This is a genomic window from Allobosea sp. RIT-PG3_2 (assembly GCF_057321085.1).
In genome coordinates this window covers 93,586-110,157 of the sequence record NZ_JBXWCA010000012.1, presented here as the reverse complement: position 1 = coordinate 110,157, position 16,572 = coordinate 93,586, and the positions used below count along the sequence as shown (strand labels likewise).

Sequence of the window (16,572 nt, the reverse complement as noted above, 5' to 3'; positions counted from 1 at the left end):
TTCGAAGCTTGCCAAGCCAGCCAGCAACACTTCCAGCAAGCCCTCCCGCCTGCCCCATGCCGGCTCGGAGCGGCCCTCCCGCCCGCCAGACGGAGCCTGTGATCACCATGACCACCATCGAGCGTGCCCAGCACGACAAGCTCGCCAACGCCATCCGCGGCCTGGCGATGGACGGCGTCGAGAAGGCCAAGTCCGGCCATCCCGGCCTGCCGATGGGCGCCGCCGACGTCGCCACCGTGCTGTTCACCCGCGTGATGAAGTACGACGCCGCCGATCCGCGCTGGCCCGATCGCGACCGCTTCGTGCTCTCCGCCGGCCATGGCTCGATGCTGCTCTACGCCTTGCTCTATCTCACCGGCGCGCCGGGCATGGCGCTCGACGACCTCAAGGCCTTCCGCCAGGTCGGCTCGAAGACCCCCGGCCATCCCGAGAACTTCGAGACCGCCGGCGTCGAGACCACCACCGGCCCGCTCGGCCAGGGTCTGGCGACCTCTGTCGGCATGGCGATGGCCGAGCGCATGCTCGCCGCGGAGTTCGGCAGGAAGGTCGTCGACCACCACACCTACGTCCTCGCCTCGGACGGCGACCTGATGGAGGGCATCAGCCAGGAGGCCATCGCGCTGGCCGGCCACCAGAAGCTCAACAAGCTGATCGTGCTCTGGGACGACAACGGCATCTCGATCGACGGCCCGCTCTCGATCTCCGACAATGTCGATCAGGTCGCCCGCTTCAAGGCCTGCGGCTGGCGCTCGGAGCGCGTCGACGGCCATGATCCCGACGCGATCGAGGCGGCCATCCGCCGCGCCCAGAAGTCCAACAAGCCGACCATGATCGCCTGCAAGACCGTGATCGGCTTCGGCGCGCCGAAGAAAGCCGGCACCTCCAAGGCCCATGGCGAGCCGCTCGGGGCCGAGGAGCTCGCTGCCGCCAAGCAGGCGCTCGGCATCACCGGCGGCGCCTTCGAGGTCGCGGCCGACCTGCTCAAGGCCTGGCGCGGCTTCGGTGCGGCCGGCACTGCCGCCCACAAGGAATGGAAGGAGCGCTTCGCGACCCTGTCCGAGCGCAAGCGCGGCGATTTCGAGCGCCGCATCGCCCATACCGTCCCGGCCAAGCTCGACAAGACGATCCTCGCCCACAAGAAGGCGCTGATCGCGGCGCCGCAGGCCGTCGCGACGCGCAAGGCCTCGGAGCTGGCGCTGGAAGCGATCATCCCGGTCATGCCGGAGCTGGTGATGGGCTCGGCCGACCTGACGCCGTCCAACAACACCCGCACCAAGGCCGCCGAGGACTTCACGCCCAAGACTCCCAAGGGCCGCTATGTCCGCTACGGCATCCGCGAGCACGGCATGGCCGCGGCGATGAACGGCATCACCCTGCATGGCGGCTTCCGCACCGCGGGCGGCACCTTCCTGGTCTTCGCCGACTATGCCCGCCCCGCCATGCGCCTCGCCGCGCTGATGGGGCTGCCGGTCGTCTATGTCATGACGCACGACTCGATCGGCCTTGGCGAGGACGGCCCGACTCACCAGCCGGTCGAGCACCTCGCCTCGCTGCGCTCGATGCCGAACATGCGCGTCTTCCGCCCGGCCGATACGATCGAGACCGCGGAAGCCTGGCAGGCCGCGCTGGAGCGCACCGACGGGCCGACGGTCCTCGCGCTCTCGCGCCAGAACCTGCCGCAGCTGCGCACCGACGCCACCGCGAAGAACCGCTCGGCGGCCGGCGCCTACGAGCTGCTGGCGGCCGAGGGCGGCAAGGCCCAGGTCTCGCTCTTCGCCTCGGGTTCCGAGGTCGAGCTCGCCGTCGCCGCCCGCAAGCTGCTCGCCGAGAAGGGCGTGCGCGCCCGCGTCGTCTCGGTGCCCTCGCTGGAGCTCTTCCTGGCGCAGGACGAGGCGACCCAGGCAGAGGTCGTAGGCAGCGCGCCCATCAAGATCGCAGTCGAGGCCGGCGTGCGCTTCGGCTGGGATGCGGTGATCGGCCATGACGGCACGTTCGTCGGCATGCACTCCTTCGGGGCCAGCGGCCCCTACAAGGAGGTCTACAAGCACTTCGGCATCACGGCGGAAGCGGTCGCCGAGGCGGCGATGAAGAAGCACAACGCCTGATTTTCGATAGAACGGGCTGAGATTCCCAGATCGGGTCTTGCGTTCGGCCATGCTTTGGCCGAATTGCCCGCGTGGATAGCGACGGCTGCGCCGGTTCGCTCGGCGAAGGAGAGGAAGACATGACGGTCAAGGTGGCGATCAACGGCTTCGGCCGCATCGGGCGCAACGTTCTGCGCGCGATCATCGAGTCGAAGCGCAAGGACATCGAGGTCGTGGCGATCAACGATCTCGGCCCGGTCGAGACCAACGCCCATCTCTTCCGCTTCGACTCCGTCCATGGCCGCTTCCCCGGCACGGTGACCGTCTCCGGCGACACGATCGATGTCGGCCGTGGCCCGATCAAGGTCACCGCGATCCGCGATCCCAAGGACCTGCCGCACAAGGCCCTCGGCGTCGACATCGCCCTGGAATGCACCGGCATCTTCACCACCCGCGACAAGGCGGCGGCCCATCTCGCCGCCGGCGCCAAGCGCGTGCTGGTCTCGGCGCCCTGCGATGGCGCCGACCTGACCGTCGTCTTCGGCGTCAACCAGGGAGAGCTGACCAAGGATCACCTCGTGGTCTCGAACGCCTCCTGCACGACCAACTGCCTCGCGCCGGTCGTGCGCGTGCTGCATGACGCAGTCGGCATCGACAAGGGCTTCATGACCACGATCCATGCCTATACCGGCGACCAGCCGACGCTGGACACCATGCACAAGGATCTCTACCGCGGCCGCGCCGCGGCAATGTCGATGATCCCGACCTCGACCGGCGCCGCCAAGGCGATCGGCCTCGTCATCCCCGAGCTCAAGGGCCGTCTCGACGGCACCTCGATCCGCGTGCCCACCCCGAACGTCTCGGTCGTCGACTTCAAGTTCATCTCGAAGCGCAAGACCTCGGTCGAGAAGATCAACGACGCCATCGTCAAGGCCTCGAAGCGCGGCCCGCTCCGGGGCATCCTCGCCGTCACCGACCAGCCGAACGTCTCGATCGACTTCAACCACGATCCGGCGTCCTCGACCTTCGCCCTCGACCAGACCAAGGTCATGGACGACAAGTTCGTGCGCGTGCTGTCCTGGTACGACAACGAATGGGGCTTCTCGAACCGCATGAGCGACACGGCCGTCGCCATGGGCGCCCTGCTCTGATCCATCGCCGCCATACCTCCGAAAGGGGGTATGGTGCATGAAAGCGGGGCCGCAAGCCGCTCGCGGCGCGGCCCCGTCATTTCCGCCAAGCTACGGAGAGCCTATGGCCAAGATCGAGCCGACCGTCATGTCCCCGGCGCCCACCGACGCGCCAGCCGTGACGCCGCCCCCCGCGTTCAGCCCCGCTCCCGCAGCCGCGACGCCGCCGCCGGCCGCTCCGGCCGTCATTGTCGGCTCTGCCGTGCCGGCCTCTGCCGAAACCACGGCGAAGTCCGATCCGCGCCAGCTCGACCAGCTCTCGCGCATCGAGGAGAAGGCGGCCCGCATCGAGGAGAAGTTCGCCCGCTACGAAGCCGTGCTGACCCGCGCCGAGGCCTCGCTGGAGCGCAGCGCCCATAAGGTCGACGCCGCCGCCGGCACCATGGATTTCGCCGCGATCCGCAACGAGATCGCCACCCTGCGCAATCGCATCGACGCGACGCCGCGCGCCGGCACGCTGTTCATGACCGCGATCGTCACGTCGGTGCTCACCGTCATCCTCACCATTCTGGTGCTGAAGTTCGGCGTGCCCGGCCTGTTCGGGGGTCTGCTGGCGCGATGAGCTTCCGGGACGTCGCCCTTCTCGCCGAGCCGCGCAGCCTGCGCTGGCGGCCGGTCGAGGGCGTCGGACTGGAGCATTTCACGCTACGCGGCACGCCCGCGGGCATTCGCGCCGAATCCGTGGTGATCGGCGAGCGCGGCGGCGGCGAGCCCTACGGCGTTTCCTACGCCATCGATTGCGATCCGGGCTTCGCCGTGACGGCCTTGACGATCGCGACCACCAACGGGCGCCGAGTCTTCCTGGAACGACGCGACGGCGCCTGGCGCGATGTCTTCGGCGAGCACCTGCCCGCTTTCGACGACTGCGTCGACATAGACCTCGCCGGCACGCCCTTCACCAACACGCTGCCGATCCGCCGCGAAAGCTGGCAGCCCGGCCAGAGCCGCGAATTCGCGATGCTCTACATCCCTTTCGACAGCTTCGTGCCGCGGCTCGACCGGCAGGTCTACACCTGCCTGGAGCCGCGCCTGTTCCGCTATCAGGCGGCCGACCGCAGCTTCGAGGCCGAATTGTCTGTCGACGATGACGGCCTCGTCGTCGATTATCCCAGCCTGTTCGAACGCATCTGAAGAGACGCCGATGACCGCCTTCCGCACCCTCGACGACGCCGATCTCGCCGGCAAGCGCGTGCTTGTCCGCGTCGACCTCAACGTTCCCATGGAGGACGGCAAGGTCAGCGACACCACCCGCATCGACCGCGTGCTGCCAACCATCCGCGAAATCGCCGACAAGGGCGGCAAGGTCATCCTCCTCGCCCATTTCGGCCGCCCCAAGGGCCGCGACGACAAGAACAGCCTGAAGCAGATCGTGCCGGCGCTCACCGCGGCGCTCGGCCGCCCCGTGGCCTTCGTCGACGACTGCATCGGCGACGATGTCGCCAAGGCCGTCGCGGCGGCTGATAACGGCGACGTGCTCCTACTGGAGAACACCCGCTTTCACGCCGGCGACGAGAAGAACGACCCGGACTTCGTGAGGGCGATCGCCGCCAATGGCGACATCTACGTCAACGACGCCTTCTCGGCCGCACACCGCGCCCATGCCTCGACGGAAGGCCTCGCCCATGTCCTGCCGGCCTATGCCGGCCGCACCATGCAGGCGGAGCTTGAGGCGCTGTCCGCCGGCCTCGACAATCCGGCCCGGCCGGTGATGGCGATCGTCGGCGGCGCCAAGGTCTCGACCAAGCTCGAGCTGCTCGGCAACCTCGTCAGGAAAGTCGACGTGCTCGCCATCGGCGGCGGCATGGCCAACACCTTCCTCGCCGCGCGCGGCGTCAATGTCGGCAAATCGCTCTGCGAGCATGATCTCGTCGGCACCGCCCGCGAGATCGAGGAGAAGGCCAAGGCCGCTGGCTGCGAGATTCTGCTGCCGGTCGATGCGCTGGTCGCACGCGAGTTCAAGGCCCATCCCAGCTACCGGGTCGTGCCGGTCGACGGTGTCGAGACCGACGAGATGATTCTCGATGCCGGCCCGCTCAGCATCGCCGAAGTCGTGCTGCGCCTGGAGAAGGTGAAGACGCTGGTCTGGAACGGCCCCTTCGGCGCCTTCGAATTGCCGCCCTTCGACACCGCGACCGTCGCCGTCGCCAAGGCAGCGGCCAGGCGCGTCAAGGCCGGCGAACTCGTCGCGGTCGCGGGCGGCGGCGACACCGTCTCCGCGATGAACCATGCCGGAGTCGCGGGCGACCTCACCTATGTCTCGACGGCGGGCGGCGCCTTCCTCGAATGGATGGAAGGCAAGGCCCTCCCGGGCGTCGAGGCGCTGCGGAAGGCGTGAGGCACGGAAACGGCATTGAATCGGCCGCTCCGGCGACGGGGCGGCCGTTCGCATTTTAAGGTTTTTACCGCTTTCGCTTTGCGCGGGCGGCGCTTCCGCACTACATCCTCCGACATACCGATTAGCCAAAGGGGAGTGCCATCGTGGCCCGTATCACGCTTCGCCAGTTGCTCGACCACGCCGCCGAGAACGACTACGGCGTGCCCGCTTTCAACATCAACAACATGGAGCAGGCGCTGGCGATCATGGCGGCGGCGGATGCGACCGACGCGCCCGTCATCATCCAGGCCTCGCGCGGCGCCCGCAGCTACGCCAACGACATCATGCTCAAGCACATGATGGACGCCGTCACCGAGATCTACCCGCATATCCCGGTCTGCGTGCATCTCGACCACGGCAACGAGCCGTCGACCTGCATGACCGCGATCCAGGCCGGCTTCACCTCCGTCATGATGGACGGCTCGCTCAAGGCCGACGGCAAGACCCCCGGCGACTGGGACTACAATGTCGGCGTGACCAAGACCGTCACCGACATGGCCCATCTCGGCGGCATCTCCGTCGAAGGAGAGCTTGGCGTCCTGGGTTCGCTTGAAAGCGGCGAGGGCGAGAAGGAGGACGGTCACGGCTTCGAGGGCAAACTCAGCCATGACCAGCTCCTGACCAACCCGGACGAAGCCGTGAAGTTCGTCGCCGAGACCAAGGTCGATGCGCTCGCCATCGCCATGGGCACCTCGCACGGCGCCTACAAGTTCACCCGCAAGCCCGACGGCGCGATCCTCGCGATGAACGTCATCGAGGAGATCCACAAGAAGCTGCCGAACATGCATCTCGTCATGCACGGCTCCTCCTCGGTTCCGCAGGACCTCCAGGACATCATCAACCAGTATGGCGGCAAGATGCCCCAGACCTGGGGCGTGCCGGTCGAGGAGATCCAGCGCGGCATCAAGCACGGCGTGCGCAAGATCAACATCGACACCGACAACCGGATGGCGATGACCGGCCAGATCCGCAAGATCCTGTCCGAGAACCCCGGCGAGTTCGACCCGCGCAAATATCTGAAGCCCGCCATGGAGGCGATGACGAAGCTCTGCACGCTGCGCCTGCAGGAGTTCAACACCGCCGGCCAGGCCTCGAAGATCAAGCGTGTCATCACGCTGGCCGAAATGGCCAAGCGCTACGCCAAGGGCGAGCTCGACCCGACCTTCGGCGCCAAGAAGGCGGCGTGACGCTCTGATCTACCCCCTCTCCCCCTAATCCCGGGCTTGCCCGAGATCAGCTTCGCGAAGTGCCGAACTCGGCAACAGCCGAGTTCGGTCGGGAGAGGTTGGGGTGAGGGGTCGCGCAACGTTTCCGGGAGCCTGCTTTTTCAGGCAAATTCCGGGAACGTTGCGCGACCCCTCGTCCGTCTCGGCTTCGCCGAGCCACCATCTCCCGCAAGGGGAGAAGGGAAAGCGGCGTGATACGGCCATGCGGGAGAGTCTCTTTCCGGCTGGGTGCATTTCTGATTCAAGAGGTCGAACCCCGCCGCCGAGCCCGCAATCCATGTCGATCGTCTTTTCCGCCCTGGTCGCGGTCTTCGTCGGCTTCGCGGCATCCGTCGCCGTCATTCTCTCGGCGGCGCACGCGCTCGGCGCCACGGCCGATCAGACCGTCTCCTGGGTCGCCGCGCTCGCCATCGGCACGGCCCTGCCGAGCATCTGGCTGTCCTGGCGTTACCGCATGCCGATGATCTGCGCCTGGTCGACGCCGGGCGCGGCCCTGATCGCCGCCGCCAGCGGCTTCGACATGGCCTCCGCCGTCGGCGCCTTCCTCGTCGCCGCCGTGCTGATGATGCTGACCGCGGCCTTGCGCCCGCTCGGCGGATTGATCGAGCGCATCCCCATGCCGATCGCCTCGGCGATGCTGGCGGGCGTGATCTTCCGTTTCGTCGTCGCCGTCTTCGACGAGATGAGAATATCGCCGCTGCTGGTGCTGCCGCTGCTCGCGGTCTTCCTCGTCGCGCGGCTTCTCAACCCCTTCCTCGGCGTCATCGCGGCGCTGGTCGCCGGCATCGCCATCAGCTTTGCGGGCGGACTCGCCCATTGGCCGGCGGGAGAGATCGCGCTCACCGGCCTCGAATTCGTCACGCCGCGCTTCGATATTGCCGCCATGCTCGGAATCGGCGTCCCGCTCTATCTCGTCACCATGGCTGCCCAGAACCTGCCCGGCTTCGCCGTGCTCCGCGCGGCCGGCTATAACCCGCCGACGGCGCCGGCCCTGTTCGCCACCGGGCTCGTCTCGCTGCTGACCGCCCCCTTCGGCGCGCATATGACCAACATGGCCGCGATATCGGCCTCGATCTGCACCGGCGGCGACACCCATCCCGATCCGGCCCAGCGCTGGAAGGCGGGCGTTATCTACGGCTTCGCCTATCTCGTCGTCGCCGGCTGCACCGGCCTGCTGATCGCGCTGCTGCTGGCCCTGCCCAAGGCGTTGATCGTCGCCGTGGCTGGGCTGGGCCTCGTTGGCTCGTTCACCGGCGCGCTCGCGCAGGCGATGTCGTCCGACAAGGAGCGCTTCGCCGCGGTCGTCGCCTTCGCCGTCGCGGCCTCCAGCCTCTCGCTTTTCGGCATCGGTTCTGCCTTCTGGAGTCTCGTTGCCGGGCTTAGCGTCTTGACATTGGACTTCGCTGCGGGCCGTTTGCGCAGCCGATCATGACTACACACGCTTCCCCCACCCGCCTGATGCTCGTCACCCCGCCCGTCGAAGACGCGGAGGCGATGGCCTTTCGCCTGATGCAGGCCATGGCCGGCGGCGATGTCGCCGCCGTCGTGCTGCGTCTGTCCCCTGGCGACGACCGCAGCCGGATCGAGCGCGTCAAGCGCCTCGCCGGCCCCGTCCAGGCCAATAATGTCGCCCTCGTCGTCGAGGACAGCGCCCTCGTCGCCACGCGTGGCGGCGCCGATGGCGTCCACCTCACCGGCGGCCCCGAGGCCATCGCGGAGGCCCGCTCCAGCCTGCGCAACGAGCGCATCGTCGGGGCCGGCAACCTGCGCGCCCGCCACGATGCGATGGATGTCGGCGAGGCCGGCGTCGATTACGTCATGTTCGGCGAGCCGCGTGCCGATGGCAGCGTGCCGCCGCTCGCAGCCGTGATCGAGCGCGCCGGCTGGTGGGCCGAAATCTTCGAGACGCCCTGCGTCGCCTACGCGCCCGATGCCGAATCCATCGCCGCCCTGGTCGAGACCGGCGCCGAATTCCTCGCGCTCGGCGCCTGGGCCTTCGAGGAAGGGCAGGACATTCGCGCGCTGGTCGAGGCCGCCAATGCTGCGATCGCGGCCTGCTCGGCGCGGAAGACCGCGCGATGAAGCGGCTTGCCCGCCTCGCCTGTCTTGCCGGCCTCGTGCTGGCGGCGCCGGCCGAGGCTGCGCCCTACGCCGACAATGCCTACGGTGCCTACCAGGCCGGCCATTACCGGCGCGCCCTCTCCGAAGCCCTGAAGCGCATAGAGGCGGACAGCAGCGACGCCGCGGCGATGACGCTGGTCGGCGAGCTCTACCGCCAGGGCCTCGGCATCCCGCCCGACCAGAAGGTCGCGACCGAATGGTATGAGCGGGCCGAGGCGCGCGGCGACGTCAATGCCGCCTTCGCATTGGCGACGCAGCTTCTCGACGAGAAGAGCGGCAAGCGTGACCCGGCCCGCGCCGGCGCCCTGCTCGAAAAAGCCGCCGCTGCCGGCCACCCGGCAGCGAACTACAATCTCGCGCTGACGCTGCTCGCCACCGGCCGCGAGGCTGACGACAAGCCGGCGGTCGCCCATCTCGAGGTCGCGGCCAAGGGCGGGGTCAGCGATGCCATGCATGCGCTCGGCGTGCTGGCGAAGCAGGGCCGCGGCATGCCCGCGAACGAGCAGGTCGCGGCGCGCTGGATGCAGCAATCCGCCGCCGCCGGCAACATTCCCGCCATCGTCGAGTATGCGATCATGCTGTTCAACGGCACCGGAGTGCCGAAGGACGAGGCGGCAGCGGCAAAGTTGTTCCAGCGTGCGGCCGCGCAAGGCAACCCCATCGCCCAAAACCGCCTGGCCAAGCTGTATCAGTTCGGCCTGGGCATTCCGCCGGACACGATCGAGGCCGCCGCCTGGCATCTCGCAGCCCGTTCACAGGGCCTCGACGACCCGGCGCTGGAAGCCATGTTCGACCGCCTGAAGCCGGAGCAGCAGGGCCGCGCCGCGCGCATTGCGGCCAGCCGCATCAGCAGCGCAGTCTTGACGGCGCCCTAAGAGCCGCGCAAGTGACGGCTCGCTATTCTCGCCGGGCGCACAGGCCGCGCCGCAGGCTCATCGCGCCATCGCCGCGCGCAAGAGGTTCCAGATGATCCGTTCCCCCCTGATGACCGTGATGACCGACGCCGTGATCAAGGCGTCCCGCTCGCTCAAGCGCGACTTCGGCGAGGTCGAGAACCTGCAGGTTCTGGCCAAGGGCCCCGGAGACTTCGTCTCCAAGGCCGACCACAAGGCCGAGCAGATCCTGCGCGAGGCGCTGGAGAAGGCCCGCCCCGGCTACGGCTTCGTGATGGAGGAGAGCGGCGTCGTCCACGGCACGGACGAGAGCAATCGCTGGCACATCGACCCGCTCGACGGCACCCACAACTTCCTGCGCGGCATCCCGCACTGGAACATCTCTGTCGCCCTGGAGCGCGACAACCAGTTCATCGCCGGCGTGATCTACGACGCCGCCAAGGACGAGATGTTCGTGGCCGAGAAGGGCAAGGGTGCCTTCGTCAACAACCGCCGCCTGCGCGTGTCCGGCCGCAGCGAGCCGGCGGACATGCTGATCGGCACCGGCATCCCGCATATCGGCAAGGGCGGCCATGGCCAGTTCCTGCGTGAACTCGCCGCCGTGATGCCGCGCTTCGCCAATGTCCGCCGCATGGGCTCCGCCGCGCTCGACATCGCCTATGTCGCCGCCGGCCGCATGGACGCCTATTGGGAGCGTGGCCTCAACACCTGGGATTTCGCGGCGGGCGCCGTGCTGATCCGCGAGGCGGGCGGCACCTTCGGCACGCTCGACGGCAAGCAGGTCACCAGCGCGAAGGACATCCTCTGCGGCAACGAGGCCGGCGAGCAGGCGTTGCGCGCCGCGCTGAAGACCGCGGGCTGAGGAACCTTCCCCGCTCTTTCGTGCTTGATCCCGGAGACGCGGGAGGCGACAGTCCTCCCGCACTCCGAGGCGAACGGAAGACGACGCATGGCGAATGAGGATTTCGCGGCCGAGCCGGTGGCGGCCGCACCAACGCGGGCGGAAACCCGTTTCTCAAGGCCGCTTCGCTACGTCGTCCGCGCGGTTCTGTTCCTGGCCCTGATCGGCTTTCTCGGCTTCATCCTGCAGGGCGGGCTGGTCCAGGCCTTCATGACCAATCCGGGGCTGAACGGCCTCATCCTCGGCGCGCTCCTCGTCGGCGTGCTGATCGCGCTGCGCGAACTCTGGCGCATCCACAGCGAGGCCCGGGCCGCGACCCGCCTCGCCGCCGCCCCCGCCTCGGCGGAAGTGCGGCGCGGACAGGTCATCGCGCCGCTCGGCCCGGTCCTGCCGGCGCTGGACAACGGCTCGCTCGCCCCGGCCCAGGCCGTCTCCGCGCTCGAATCGATAGCGGTCAGGCTCGACGACGGGCGCGAGGTGCTGCGCTATCTCGGGGGCCTGCTCGTCTTCCTCGGCCTGCTCGGCACCTTCTGGGGCCTGCTCGACACGGTCGGCTCGGTCGGCGGCGTCATCAAATCCCTGCGCACCGGGGCCGAGGCCGGCGTGCTCTTCGACGAGCTGAAGGCCGGCCTCTCCGCCCCGCTCGCGGGCATGGGCCTGTCCTTTTCGTCCTCGCTCTTCGGCATCGCCGGCTCGCTGATCCTGGGCTTCCTCGATCTCCAGGTCGCGCAGGCGCAGCGCCGTTTCCGCAACGAGATCGAAAGCTGGCTGGGCACACGCACCGCCATTCCCGGCACCATCGCCCCGTTGCTTGGGGCGGGCGATCCGCTGGCCGATCGCTTCGAGAAGCTGAGCGCGGCGATGGCGGACGGGGCGTCCAACAACCGGGCCGCCACACAGGCGCTCGCCAATCTCGCCGAAGGCATCCAGGGCCTTGTCCAGCACATGCGGGCCGAGCAGCAGATGATCCGTGACTGGGTCGAGGCGCAGGCTTCGCGCGAGAAGGACCTGAAGCGCCTGATCGAGCGCCTTACTGCCGACCAGATCGCTGAGCCATGATCAGCCTCTCCAGCGCAGGACTCTGAAGGATGGCCCTCTCCCGCGCCCATCGCCGCGAGGAAACAAACTTCTGGCCCGGCTTCGTCGATGCACTGTCGACGATGCTGATCGGCATCGTCTTCCTGCTCACCGTCTTCGTGCTTGGCCAGTTCTTCCTCTCGCAGGAGCTCACCGGCAAGGACACGGCGCTGGAGCGGCTCAACCGGCAGATCTCCGAGCTGACGGACCTGCTCGCGCTGGAACGTTCTTCCAACCGGCAGGCCCAGGAGAGCCTGCAGCTCATGCAATCGACCTTGACCCAGTCGCTGGGCGAGCGCGGCCGCCTGCAGGGTCTGATCGATACCCAGAACGGCAACGCCCCGGCTCAGCTCGCCGACGCGCAGAAGGCGCTGGAGACCGAGAAGCAGCTCTCCGCCCGCGCCCAGGCCAGCGTCGATCTCGTCAACCAGCAGATCATGGCCATGCGCCGCCAGCTCGCCGCGCTGGAGGAGGCGCTAGGCGCCTCGGAAGCCAAGGACAAGGAATCGCAGGCCCGCATCTCCGAGCTCGGCTCGCGGCTCAACGTCGCGCTCGCCCAGCGCGTCCAGGAGCTGGCGCGCTATCGTTCGGACTTCTTCGGCCGGCTGCGGCAGGTGCTCGGCACGCGGCCGGACATTCGCGTCGTCGGTGACCGCTTCGTCTTCCAGTCCGAGGTCTTCTTCGATGCCGGCCAGGCCGTGCTGAAGCCCGAGGGCAAGGGCGAGCTCGACAAGCTCGCCACCATCCTGCTCGATCTCGGCAACGAAATGCCGCCGGACCTGCCCTGGATCCTGCGCGTCGACGGCCATACCGACAATCGCCCGATCAGATCGGCACAGTTTCCCTCGAACTGGTATCTCTCCTCGGCGCGCGCCATCGCGGTCGTCGAGTACCTGATCTCGCGCGGCCTCCCGACCGACCGCGTCGCCGCGACCGGCTTCGGCGAATACCAGCCGCTCGACGTCGCCAACAGCGACGAGGCCCACCGCCGCAACCGCCGCATCGAGTTCAAGATCACGGAGCGCTGAGCGTTCTGCGTCTTCTGGAACCTCATCGTCATTCTGGGGCATGCCGTAGGCATGAGCCCGGAACCCAGAACCGATGCCCGATATTGCGATAGACGAGCGCTACCCGCACTTTCCCGTCGAACCGCCTCGGTTCTGGGTTCCGGGTTCTTCGCTACGCGCCCCCCGGAATGACGGAGAGGTTCCCGCGCGCCTCTTACGCCGCCTCGAGCCCGAACTGCAGCGCCGCGAGACGCGCATAAAGCCCACCGCGTGCCTTCAGCTCGGCATGGCTGCCCTCCTCGACGACGCGGCCGTCTTCCAGGACCAGGATGCGGTCGGCCGAGAGGATGGTCGCGAGGCGATGCGCTACCACCAGCGTCGTGCGCCCCTGCATCAGCCTGTCGAGCGCGTCCTGCACCACGCGCTCGCTTTCGGAATCGAGCGCGCTCGTGGCCTCGTCGAGCAGCAGGATCGGCGCGTCCTTCAGGATTGCGCGGGCGATGGCGAGGCGTTGGCGCTGCCCGCCCGACAAGGTAACGCCACGCTCGCCGACCACCGTGTCATAGCCCTCGGGCAAGGCGCGGATGAACTCGTCCGCGGCCGCAAGCCGCGCCGCCGCCTCGACCTCCGCCAGCGAGGCGCCGGGCTGGCCATAGGCGATGTTGTCGCGCACCGAGACGCCGAACACGGTCGGCTCCTGCGGCACCAGCGCGAAGCGCTCGCGCCAGGCCTCGGGATCGGCCTCCGGTCCGGCGACGCCGTCGACGACCACGCGCCCATTCTGCGGATCGTAGAAGCGCAGAGCCAATTGCAGCACGGTGCTCTTGCCCGCGCCCGATGGCCCGACCAGCGCCACGCGCTCGCCCGGCCTGATCGAGAAATTCAGGTTCGACAGCGCCGGGCCGACGCGCCCGGGATAGCTGAAGGAGACGTTCTCGAAGGCGAGTTCGCCGAGCGAGGGATGCGGCATAGGCTTGGGATGCGGCGGCGCGGCGATGGCCGGCTTCATCGCCAGGATCTCGCCGAGCCGGCTCGAGGCGCCGGCAGCCGCGCTGATATCGCCATAGACCTCGGAGAGCTGGCCGAGCGAGCTCGCCGCCAGCACCGCATAGAGAATGAACTGCGAGAGCCGCCCGCCGGTCATCCGCCCCTCGAAGACCTCGGTCGCCCCGGTCCAGAGCACGCAGACGACGCTCGCGCTGACCAGGAAGATCGCGACGCCCGAAAGCAGCGCGCGCGATGCCGTCGCCTGGCGCGAAGCCGAATAGGCCCCGTCCGAAGCCGCCTCGAACCGCGCCGAGGTCTGGCTGGCAGCGCCGAAGGATTGCATCGTGCGGATCGCACCGACCGCCTCGGCGGCGAAGGCCGAGGCGTCGGCCAGCCGGTCCTGCGCCGCCCGCGCCCGCCTGCGCACCGTGCGCCCGGACAGCACGAGCGGGATGACGATCAGCGGGATGACGCCGATGACGATGGCCGAGAGCCGCGGGCTCGTCGCCACCATCAGCCCGAGCGCGCCCAACGCCATGATGGCGTTGCGCAACGCGATCGAGGCCGTCGAGGCGAAGGTCGACTTGATCTGCGTGGTGTCGGCGGTGAGCCGCGAGACGAGGTCGCCCGCCCGGCTCGAATCGAAGAAGGCCGGCTCCAGCCGCGTGAGGTGCCGGAAGACGTCGGCGCGCAGGGAGGCGACGATGCGCTCGCCCACCGTCATGACGAGGTAGAAGCGCGCCGAGCTCGCCAGCGCCAATACGGCGACGACGCCGATCAGCAGGATGAAATAGCTGTTGGCGAGTTGCTGTTCGCCCCCGGTGAAACCGACATCGATGACGCGCCGGACCGCCATGGGCAGCACCAGCGTCGCCAGCGACGCGATGACGAGCGCAACCAGCGCCAGGGCGATCCGCCCCTTCTGCGCCTGCGCATAGGGCCAGAAGGTCGCCAGAGAGCGGAAGTCGGGCCGCGCTTTCTTGTCGTTCTTGTCAGCCTCGGCCACGCGCCGGACCTCCTTCGTCTCTCGCATGCGCCACGCACGCTCTTTCAACCAATATCAATCTCGCTTCGTGAAGCCGATAGCGGCGCCCTTGGCAAACGACTCAACGCCGCAGGGGCCGCCTCGAATGCCGGTTAAGCTTGCGCTGTGGTCCCGGCTGCGATATGTGCACGCGACTTCACGACAGGCTCATCCGAATTCTTTTCGACGGGCCGGGCAGGCCCGCCTGCTTGTCGATGCGCCCGTTTTTGTAAGCTTCGAGGATTTCGTCATGGCCAAGTCCGGCATCCACCCCGACTATCACAACATCAAGGTCGTCATGACCGATGGCACCGAATATGCCACCCGTTCGACCTACGGCAAGGAAGGGGACACCCTCAACCTTGACATCGACCCCAAGACCCACCCGGCCTGGACCGGCGGCACCCAGCATATGCTGGACCGTGGCGGGCGTGTGTCGCGCTTCAACACGCGCTTCGCCGGCCTGGGCACGATCGGCAAGAAGTGATGCTGCGGCGCTCTGGCGCCGTCGTTGACCTGAAACAAAAAACCCGGCCTCGCGGCCGGGTTTTTTGTTGGAAATCCTGAACGCGCAGGCATCAGTTCGATCGAGCGGAACTGCGCCGTCATTCCGGGGCGGCCCGCAGGGGCGAGCCGGGAACCCAGAACCGGTGCGTTTCACGCAGGAGGCGCGAGCGTCGAGCCCGCATTCGAACGGCACCGGTTCTGATTTCCCGGCTCAAGCGCTCCGCGCCTGCCCCGGAATGAAGGCGGTGTCCTGCGACGAAAGCCGGTCAGCGACGCCCGATGATCCTCAATGCGTCAGGCCGAGCCGGGCCTGAAGGCTCGCCAGCTGGTCCTGGACGGGGTTGCGAGCTTCGCTGCGGGTCTCGGCTCCCGACATCTGGCTTTCGAGATGGCGCAGGCGCGCCTGCAGCCGCTGCGAATGCGCCATCAGATCGCGCAGGCGTTCCGGCAGTTGCGCGACGATATGTTCGGCCGGCGCGATCATCGGATCACCGATCTTGACCTTGTTGTGCTCTGTCCTGGCCTGCTCGGCCGTCAGTTCGCCCTCGGCCACGGCACGTTGCACCAGGAGCCAGGAGGCGATCTGCATCAGCCGGGTGGTCAGGCGCATGCTCTCGGTAGCGTAGGTCAGCGCGACCTCGCGCGGCAGCGCCGCCGCTTCCTTGCGGCCGTCCCCGTCGAGATAGGCGGCCGTCTGCTCCACCAGCCCCATGCCCTCGCGGAACAGCAGCATGAAGGCGTCGGATCGCACGAAGCGACGCGCGAAGGAAAGGGCGCCCTCTTTCGTCTGCGGATCGAGCAGCTGGGCATCGTTCATGCGGTGTCTCCCATCGGCACAAGCCCGTGCGCCTTTGAAACGCGTCACGGATCATGCCGCCGATGTCGCAAGGATAGCGCCGATCACGTTTCCCGACGCCGGTAAGATGTCGTTAAGGTTAACGCGGCTAAACAGCTCTGGCGAGATACGACCGTCAGCTCGCCCGGACACGGGAATAAACGCGCTTATGGGCACGGTGCGCGAGAGACGCCAAAGACAAAAAAAGAGCCGCCAAAGGCGGCTCGAAGGTCAACAGGGAGGCGTCAAACAGAGTGGGCAGGAGCCACTCGACATCCAGACAAACTGGATGATGCGATTCATACTTTGGAATCTTTAACGCACCCTTAACGGGCGTGCCTTTTTG

The 16,572-nt window shown here is 68.0% G+C and carries 15 protein-coding genes; 13 read left to right on the top strand and 2 right to left on the bottom strand.

Annotated elements, in window-relative coordinates; genetic code table 11:
- Positions 1-107 precede the first annotated feature (107 nt).
- The 12 genes from tkt to AC2FAN_RS25330 all read left to right on the top strand — a co-directional run bounded on the left by tkt (position 108) and on the right by AC2FAN_RS25330 (position 12,894).
- Complete coding sequence (gene tkt / locus AC2FAN_RS25385; RefSeq protein WP_485176819.1) at positions 108-2,105, top strand: transketolase; 1,998 nt, start codon at positions 108-110, stop codon at positions 2,103-2,105.
- Positions 2,106-2,224: 119 nt separating this feature from the next.
- Positions 2,225-3,235 carry a type I glyceraldehyde-3-phosphate dehydrogenase gene (gap, locus tag AC2FAN_RS25380; RefSeq protein ID WP_265054788.1) on the top strand — a complete coding sequence of 337 codons (1,011 nt, stop codon included), beginning with the start codon at positions 2,225-2,227 and terminating at the stop codon, positions 3,233-3,235.
- A gap of 103 nt (positions 3,236-3,338) precedes the next feature.
- Positions 3,339-3,836 carry a hypothetical protein gene (locus AC2FAN_RS25375; RefSeq protein ID WP_485176818.1) on the top strand — a complete coding sequence of 166 codons (498 nt, stop codon included), beginning with the start codon at positions 3,339-3,341 and terminating at the stop codon, positions 3,834-3,836.
- Entirely contained in the window at positions 3,833-4,405 is a 573-nt protein-coding gene (locus AC2FAN_RS25370) for a putative glycolipid-binding domain-containing protein (RefSeq protein WP_485176817.1), read from the top strand. The genes AC2FAN_RS25375 and AC2FAN_RS25370 overlap by 4 nt, the downstream gene beginning before the upstream one ends.
- A 10-nt stretch (positions 4,406-4,415) precedes the next feature.
- Complete coding sequence (locus AC2FAN_RS25365) at positions 4,416-5,609, top strand: phosphoglycerate kinase (RefSeq protein WP_485176816.1); 1,194 nt, start codon at positions 4,416-4,418, stop codon at positions 5,607-5,609.
- Between the two features lie 143 nt (positions 5,610-5,752).
- Positions 5,753-6,835, top strand: coding sequence for a class II fructose-bisphosphate aldolase (gene fba, locus AC2FAN_RS25360; RefSeq protein ID WP_265049935.1), 1,083 nt, complete (start codon positions 5,753-5,755; stop codon positions 6,833-6,835).
- A 316-nt stretch (positions 6,836-7,151) separates the two neighbouring features.
- Positions 7,152-8,306, top strand: coding sequence for a benzoate/H(+) symporter BenE family transporter (locus AC2FAN_RS25355; protein ID WP_485176815.1), 1,155 nt, complete (start codon positions 7,152-7,154; stop codon positions 8,304-8,306).
- Positions 8,303-8,956, top strand: coding sequence for a thiamine phosphate synthase (locus AC2FAN_RS25350; protein ID WP_265049937.1), 654 nt, complete (start codon positions 8,303-8,305; stop codon positions 8,954-8,956). The genes AC2FAN_RS25355 and AC2FAN_RS25350 overlap by 4 nt, the downstream gene beginning before the upstream one ends.
- Positions 8,953-9,870, top strand: coding sequence for a tetratricopeptide repeat protein (locus AC2FAN_RS25345; RefSeq protein WP_485176814.1), 918 nt, complete (start codon positions 8,953-8,955; stop codon positions 9,868-9,870). The genes AC2FAN_RS25350 and AC2FAN_RS25345 overlap by 4 nt, the downstream gene beginning before the upstream one ends.
- A 91-nt stretch (positions 9,871-9,961) precedes the next feature.
- Entirely contained in the window at positions 9,962-10,750 is a 789-nt protein-coding gene (locus tag AC2FAN_RS25340; protein ID WP_485176813.1) for an inositol monophosphatase family protein, read from the top strand.
- Positions 10,751-10,837: 87 nt separating this feature from the next.
- Complete coding sequence (locus AC2FAN_RS25335; protein ID WP_485176812.1) at positions 10,838-11,848, top strand: flagellar motor protein MotA; 1,011 nt, start codon at positions 10,838-10,840, stop codon at positions 11,846-11,848.
- Between the two features lie 29 nt (positions 11,849-11,877).
- On the top strand, positions 11,878-12,894 hold the full coding sequence (locus AC2FAN_RS25330; protein ID WP_485176811.1) for a peptidoglycan -binding protein: 1,017 nt from the start codon (positions 11,878-11,880) through the stop codon (positions 12,892-12,894).
- Positions 12,895-13,087: 193 nt separating this feature from the next.
- Here AC2FAN_RS25330 and AC2FAN_RS25325 read toward each other — a convergent pair whose 3' ends face one another.
- Positions 13,088-14,893: an ABC transporter transmembrane domain-containing protein gene (locus AC2FAN_RS25325; RefSeq protein WP_485176809.1), complete on the bottom strand. Its 1,806-nt coding sequence runs from the start codon at positions 14,891-14,893 to the stop codon at positions 13,088-13,090.
- A 241-nt stretch (positions 14,894-15,134) separates the two neighbouring features.
- Between AC2FAN_RS25325 and rpmE the strand changes: the two genes are divergently transcribed.
- The gene (gene rpmE / locus AC2FAN_RS25320) at positions 15,135-15,371 is read left to right on the top strand and encodes a 50S ribosomal protein L31 (protein WP_265049942.1); all 237 of its coding nucleotides are present in this window, start codon (positions 15,135-15,137) and stop codon (positions 15,369-15,371) included.
- A gap of 306 nt (positions 15,372-15,677) precedes the next feature.
- Here rpmE and rcdA read toward each other — a convergent pair whose 3' ends face one another.
- Positions 15,678-16,208, bottom strand: a complete 531-nt coding sequence (gene rcdA / locus AC2FAN_RS25315) for a protease adaptor protein RcdA (protein WP_485176808.1) — start codon at positions 16,206-16,208, stop codon at positions 15,678-15,680.
- Positions 16,209-16,572: the final 364 nt, after the last annotated feature.

Bases quoted from the DNA above. Each gene is read 5' to 3' on its own strand.
- AC2FAN_RS25325 (WP_485176809.1), bottom strand. From the start codon at position 14,893: ATGCGAGAGACGAAGGAGGTCCGGCGCGTGGCCGAGGCTGACAAGAAC.
- rcdA (WP_485176808.1), bottom strand. From the start codon at position 16,208: ATGAACGATGCCCAGCTGCTCGATCCGCAGACGAAAGAGGGCGCCCTT.
- AC2FAN_RS25335 (WP_485176812.1), top strand. From the start codon at position 10,838: ATGGCGAATGAGGATTTCGCGGCCGAGCCGGTGGCGGCCGCACCAACG.
- rpmE (WP_265049942.1), top strand. From the start codon at position 15,135: ATGGCCAAGTCCGGCATCCACCCCGACTATCACAACATCAAGGTCGTC.
- AC2FAN_RS25330 (WP_485176811.1), top strand. From the start codon at position 11,878: ATGGCCCTCTCCCGCGCCCATCGCCGCGAGGAAACAAACTTCTGGCCC.
- AC2FAN_RS25375 (WP_485176818.1), top strand. From the start codon at position 3,339: ATGGCCAAGATCGAGCCGACCGTCATGTCCCCGGCGCCCACCGACGCG.
- AC2FAN_RS25345 (WP_485176814.1), top strand. From the start codon at position 8,953: ATGAAGCGGCTTGCCCGCCTCGCCTGTCTTGCCGGCCTCGTGCTGGCG.
- AC2FAN_RS25365 (WP_485176816.1), top strand. From the start codon at position 4,416: ATGACCGCCTTCCGCACCCTCGACGACGCCGATCTCGCCGGCAAGCGC.
- AC2FAN_RS25355 (WP_485176815.1), top strand. From the start codon at position 7,152: ATGTCGATCGTCTTTTCCGCCCTGGTCGCGGTCTTCGTCGGCTTCGCG.
- AC2FAN_RS25340 (WP_485176813.1), top strand. From the start codon at position 9,962: ATGATCCGTTCCCCCCTGATGACCGTGATGACCGACGCCGTGATCAAG.
- AC2FAN_RS25350 (WP_265049937.1), top strand. From the start codon at position 8,303: ATGACTACACACGCTTCCCCCACCCGCCTGATGCTCGTCACCCCGCCC.
- gap (WP_265054788.1), top strand. From the start codon at position 2,225: ATGACGGTCAAGGTGGCGATCAACGGCTTCGGCCGCATCGGGCGCAAC.
- tkt (WP_485176819.1), top strand. From the start codon at position 108: ATGACCACCATCGAGCGTGCCCAGCACGACAAGCTCGCCAACGCCATC.
- AC2FAN_RS25370 (WP_485176817.1), top strand. From the start codon at position 3,833: ATGAGCTTCCGGGACGTCGCCCTTCTCGCCGAGCCGCGCAGCCTGCGC.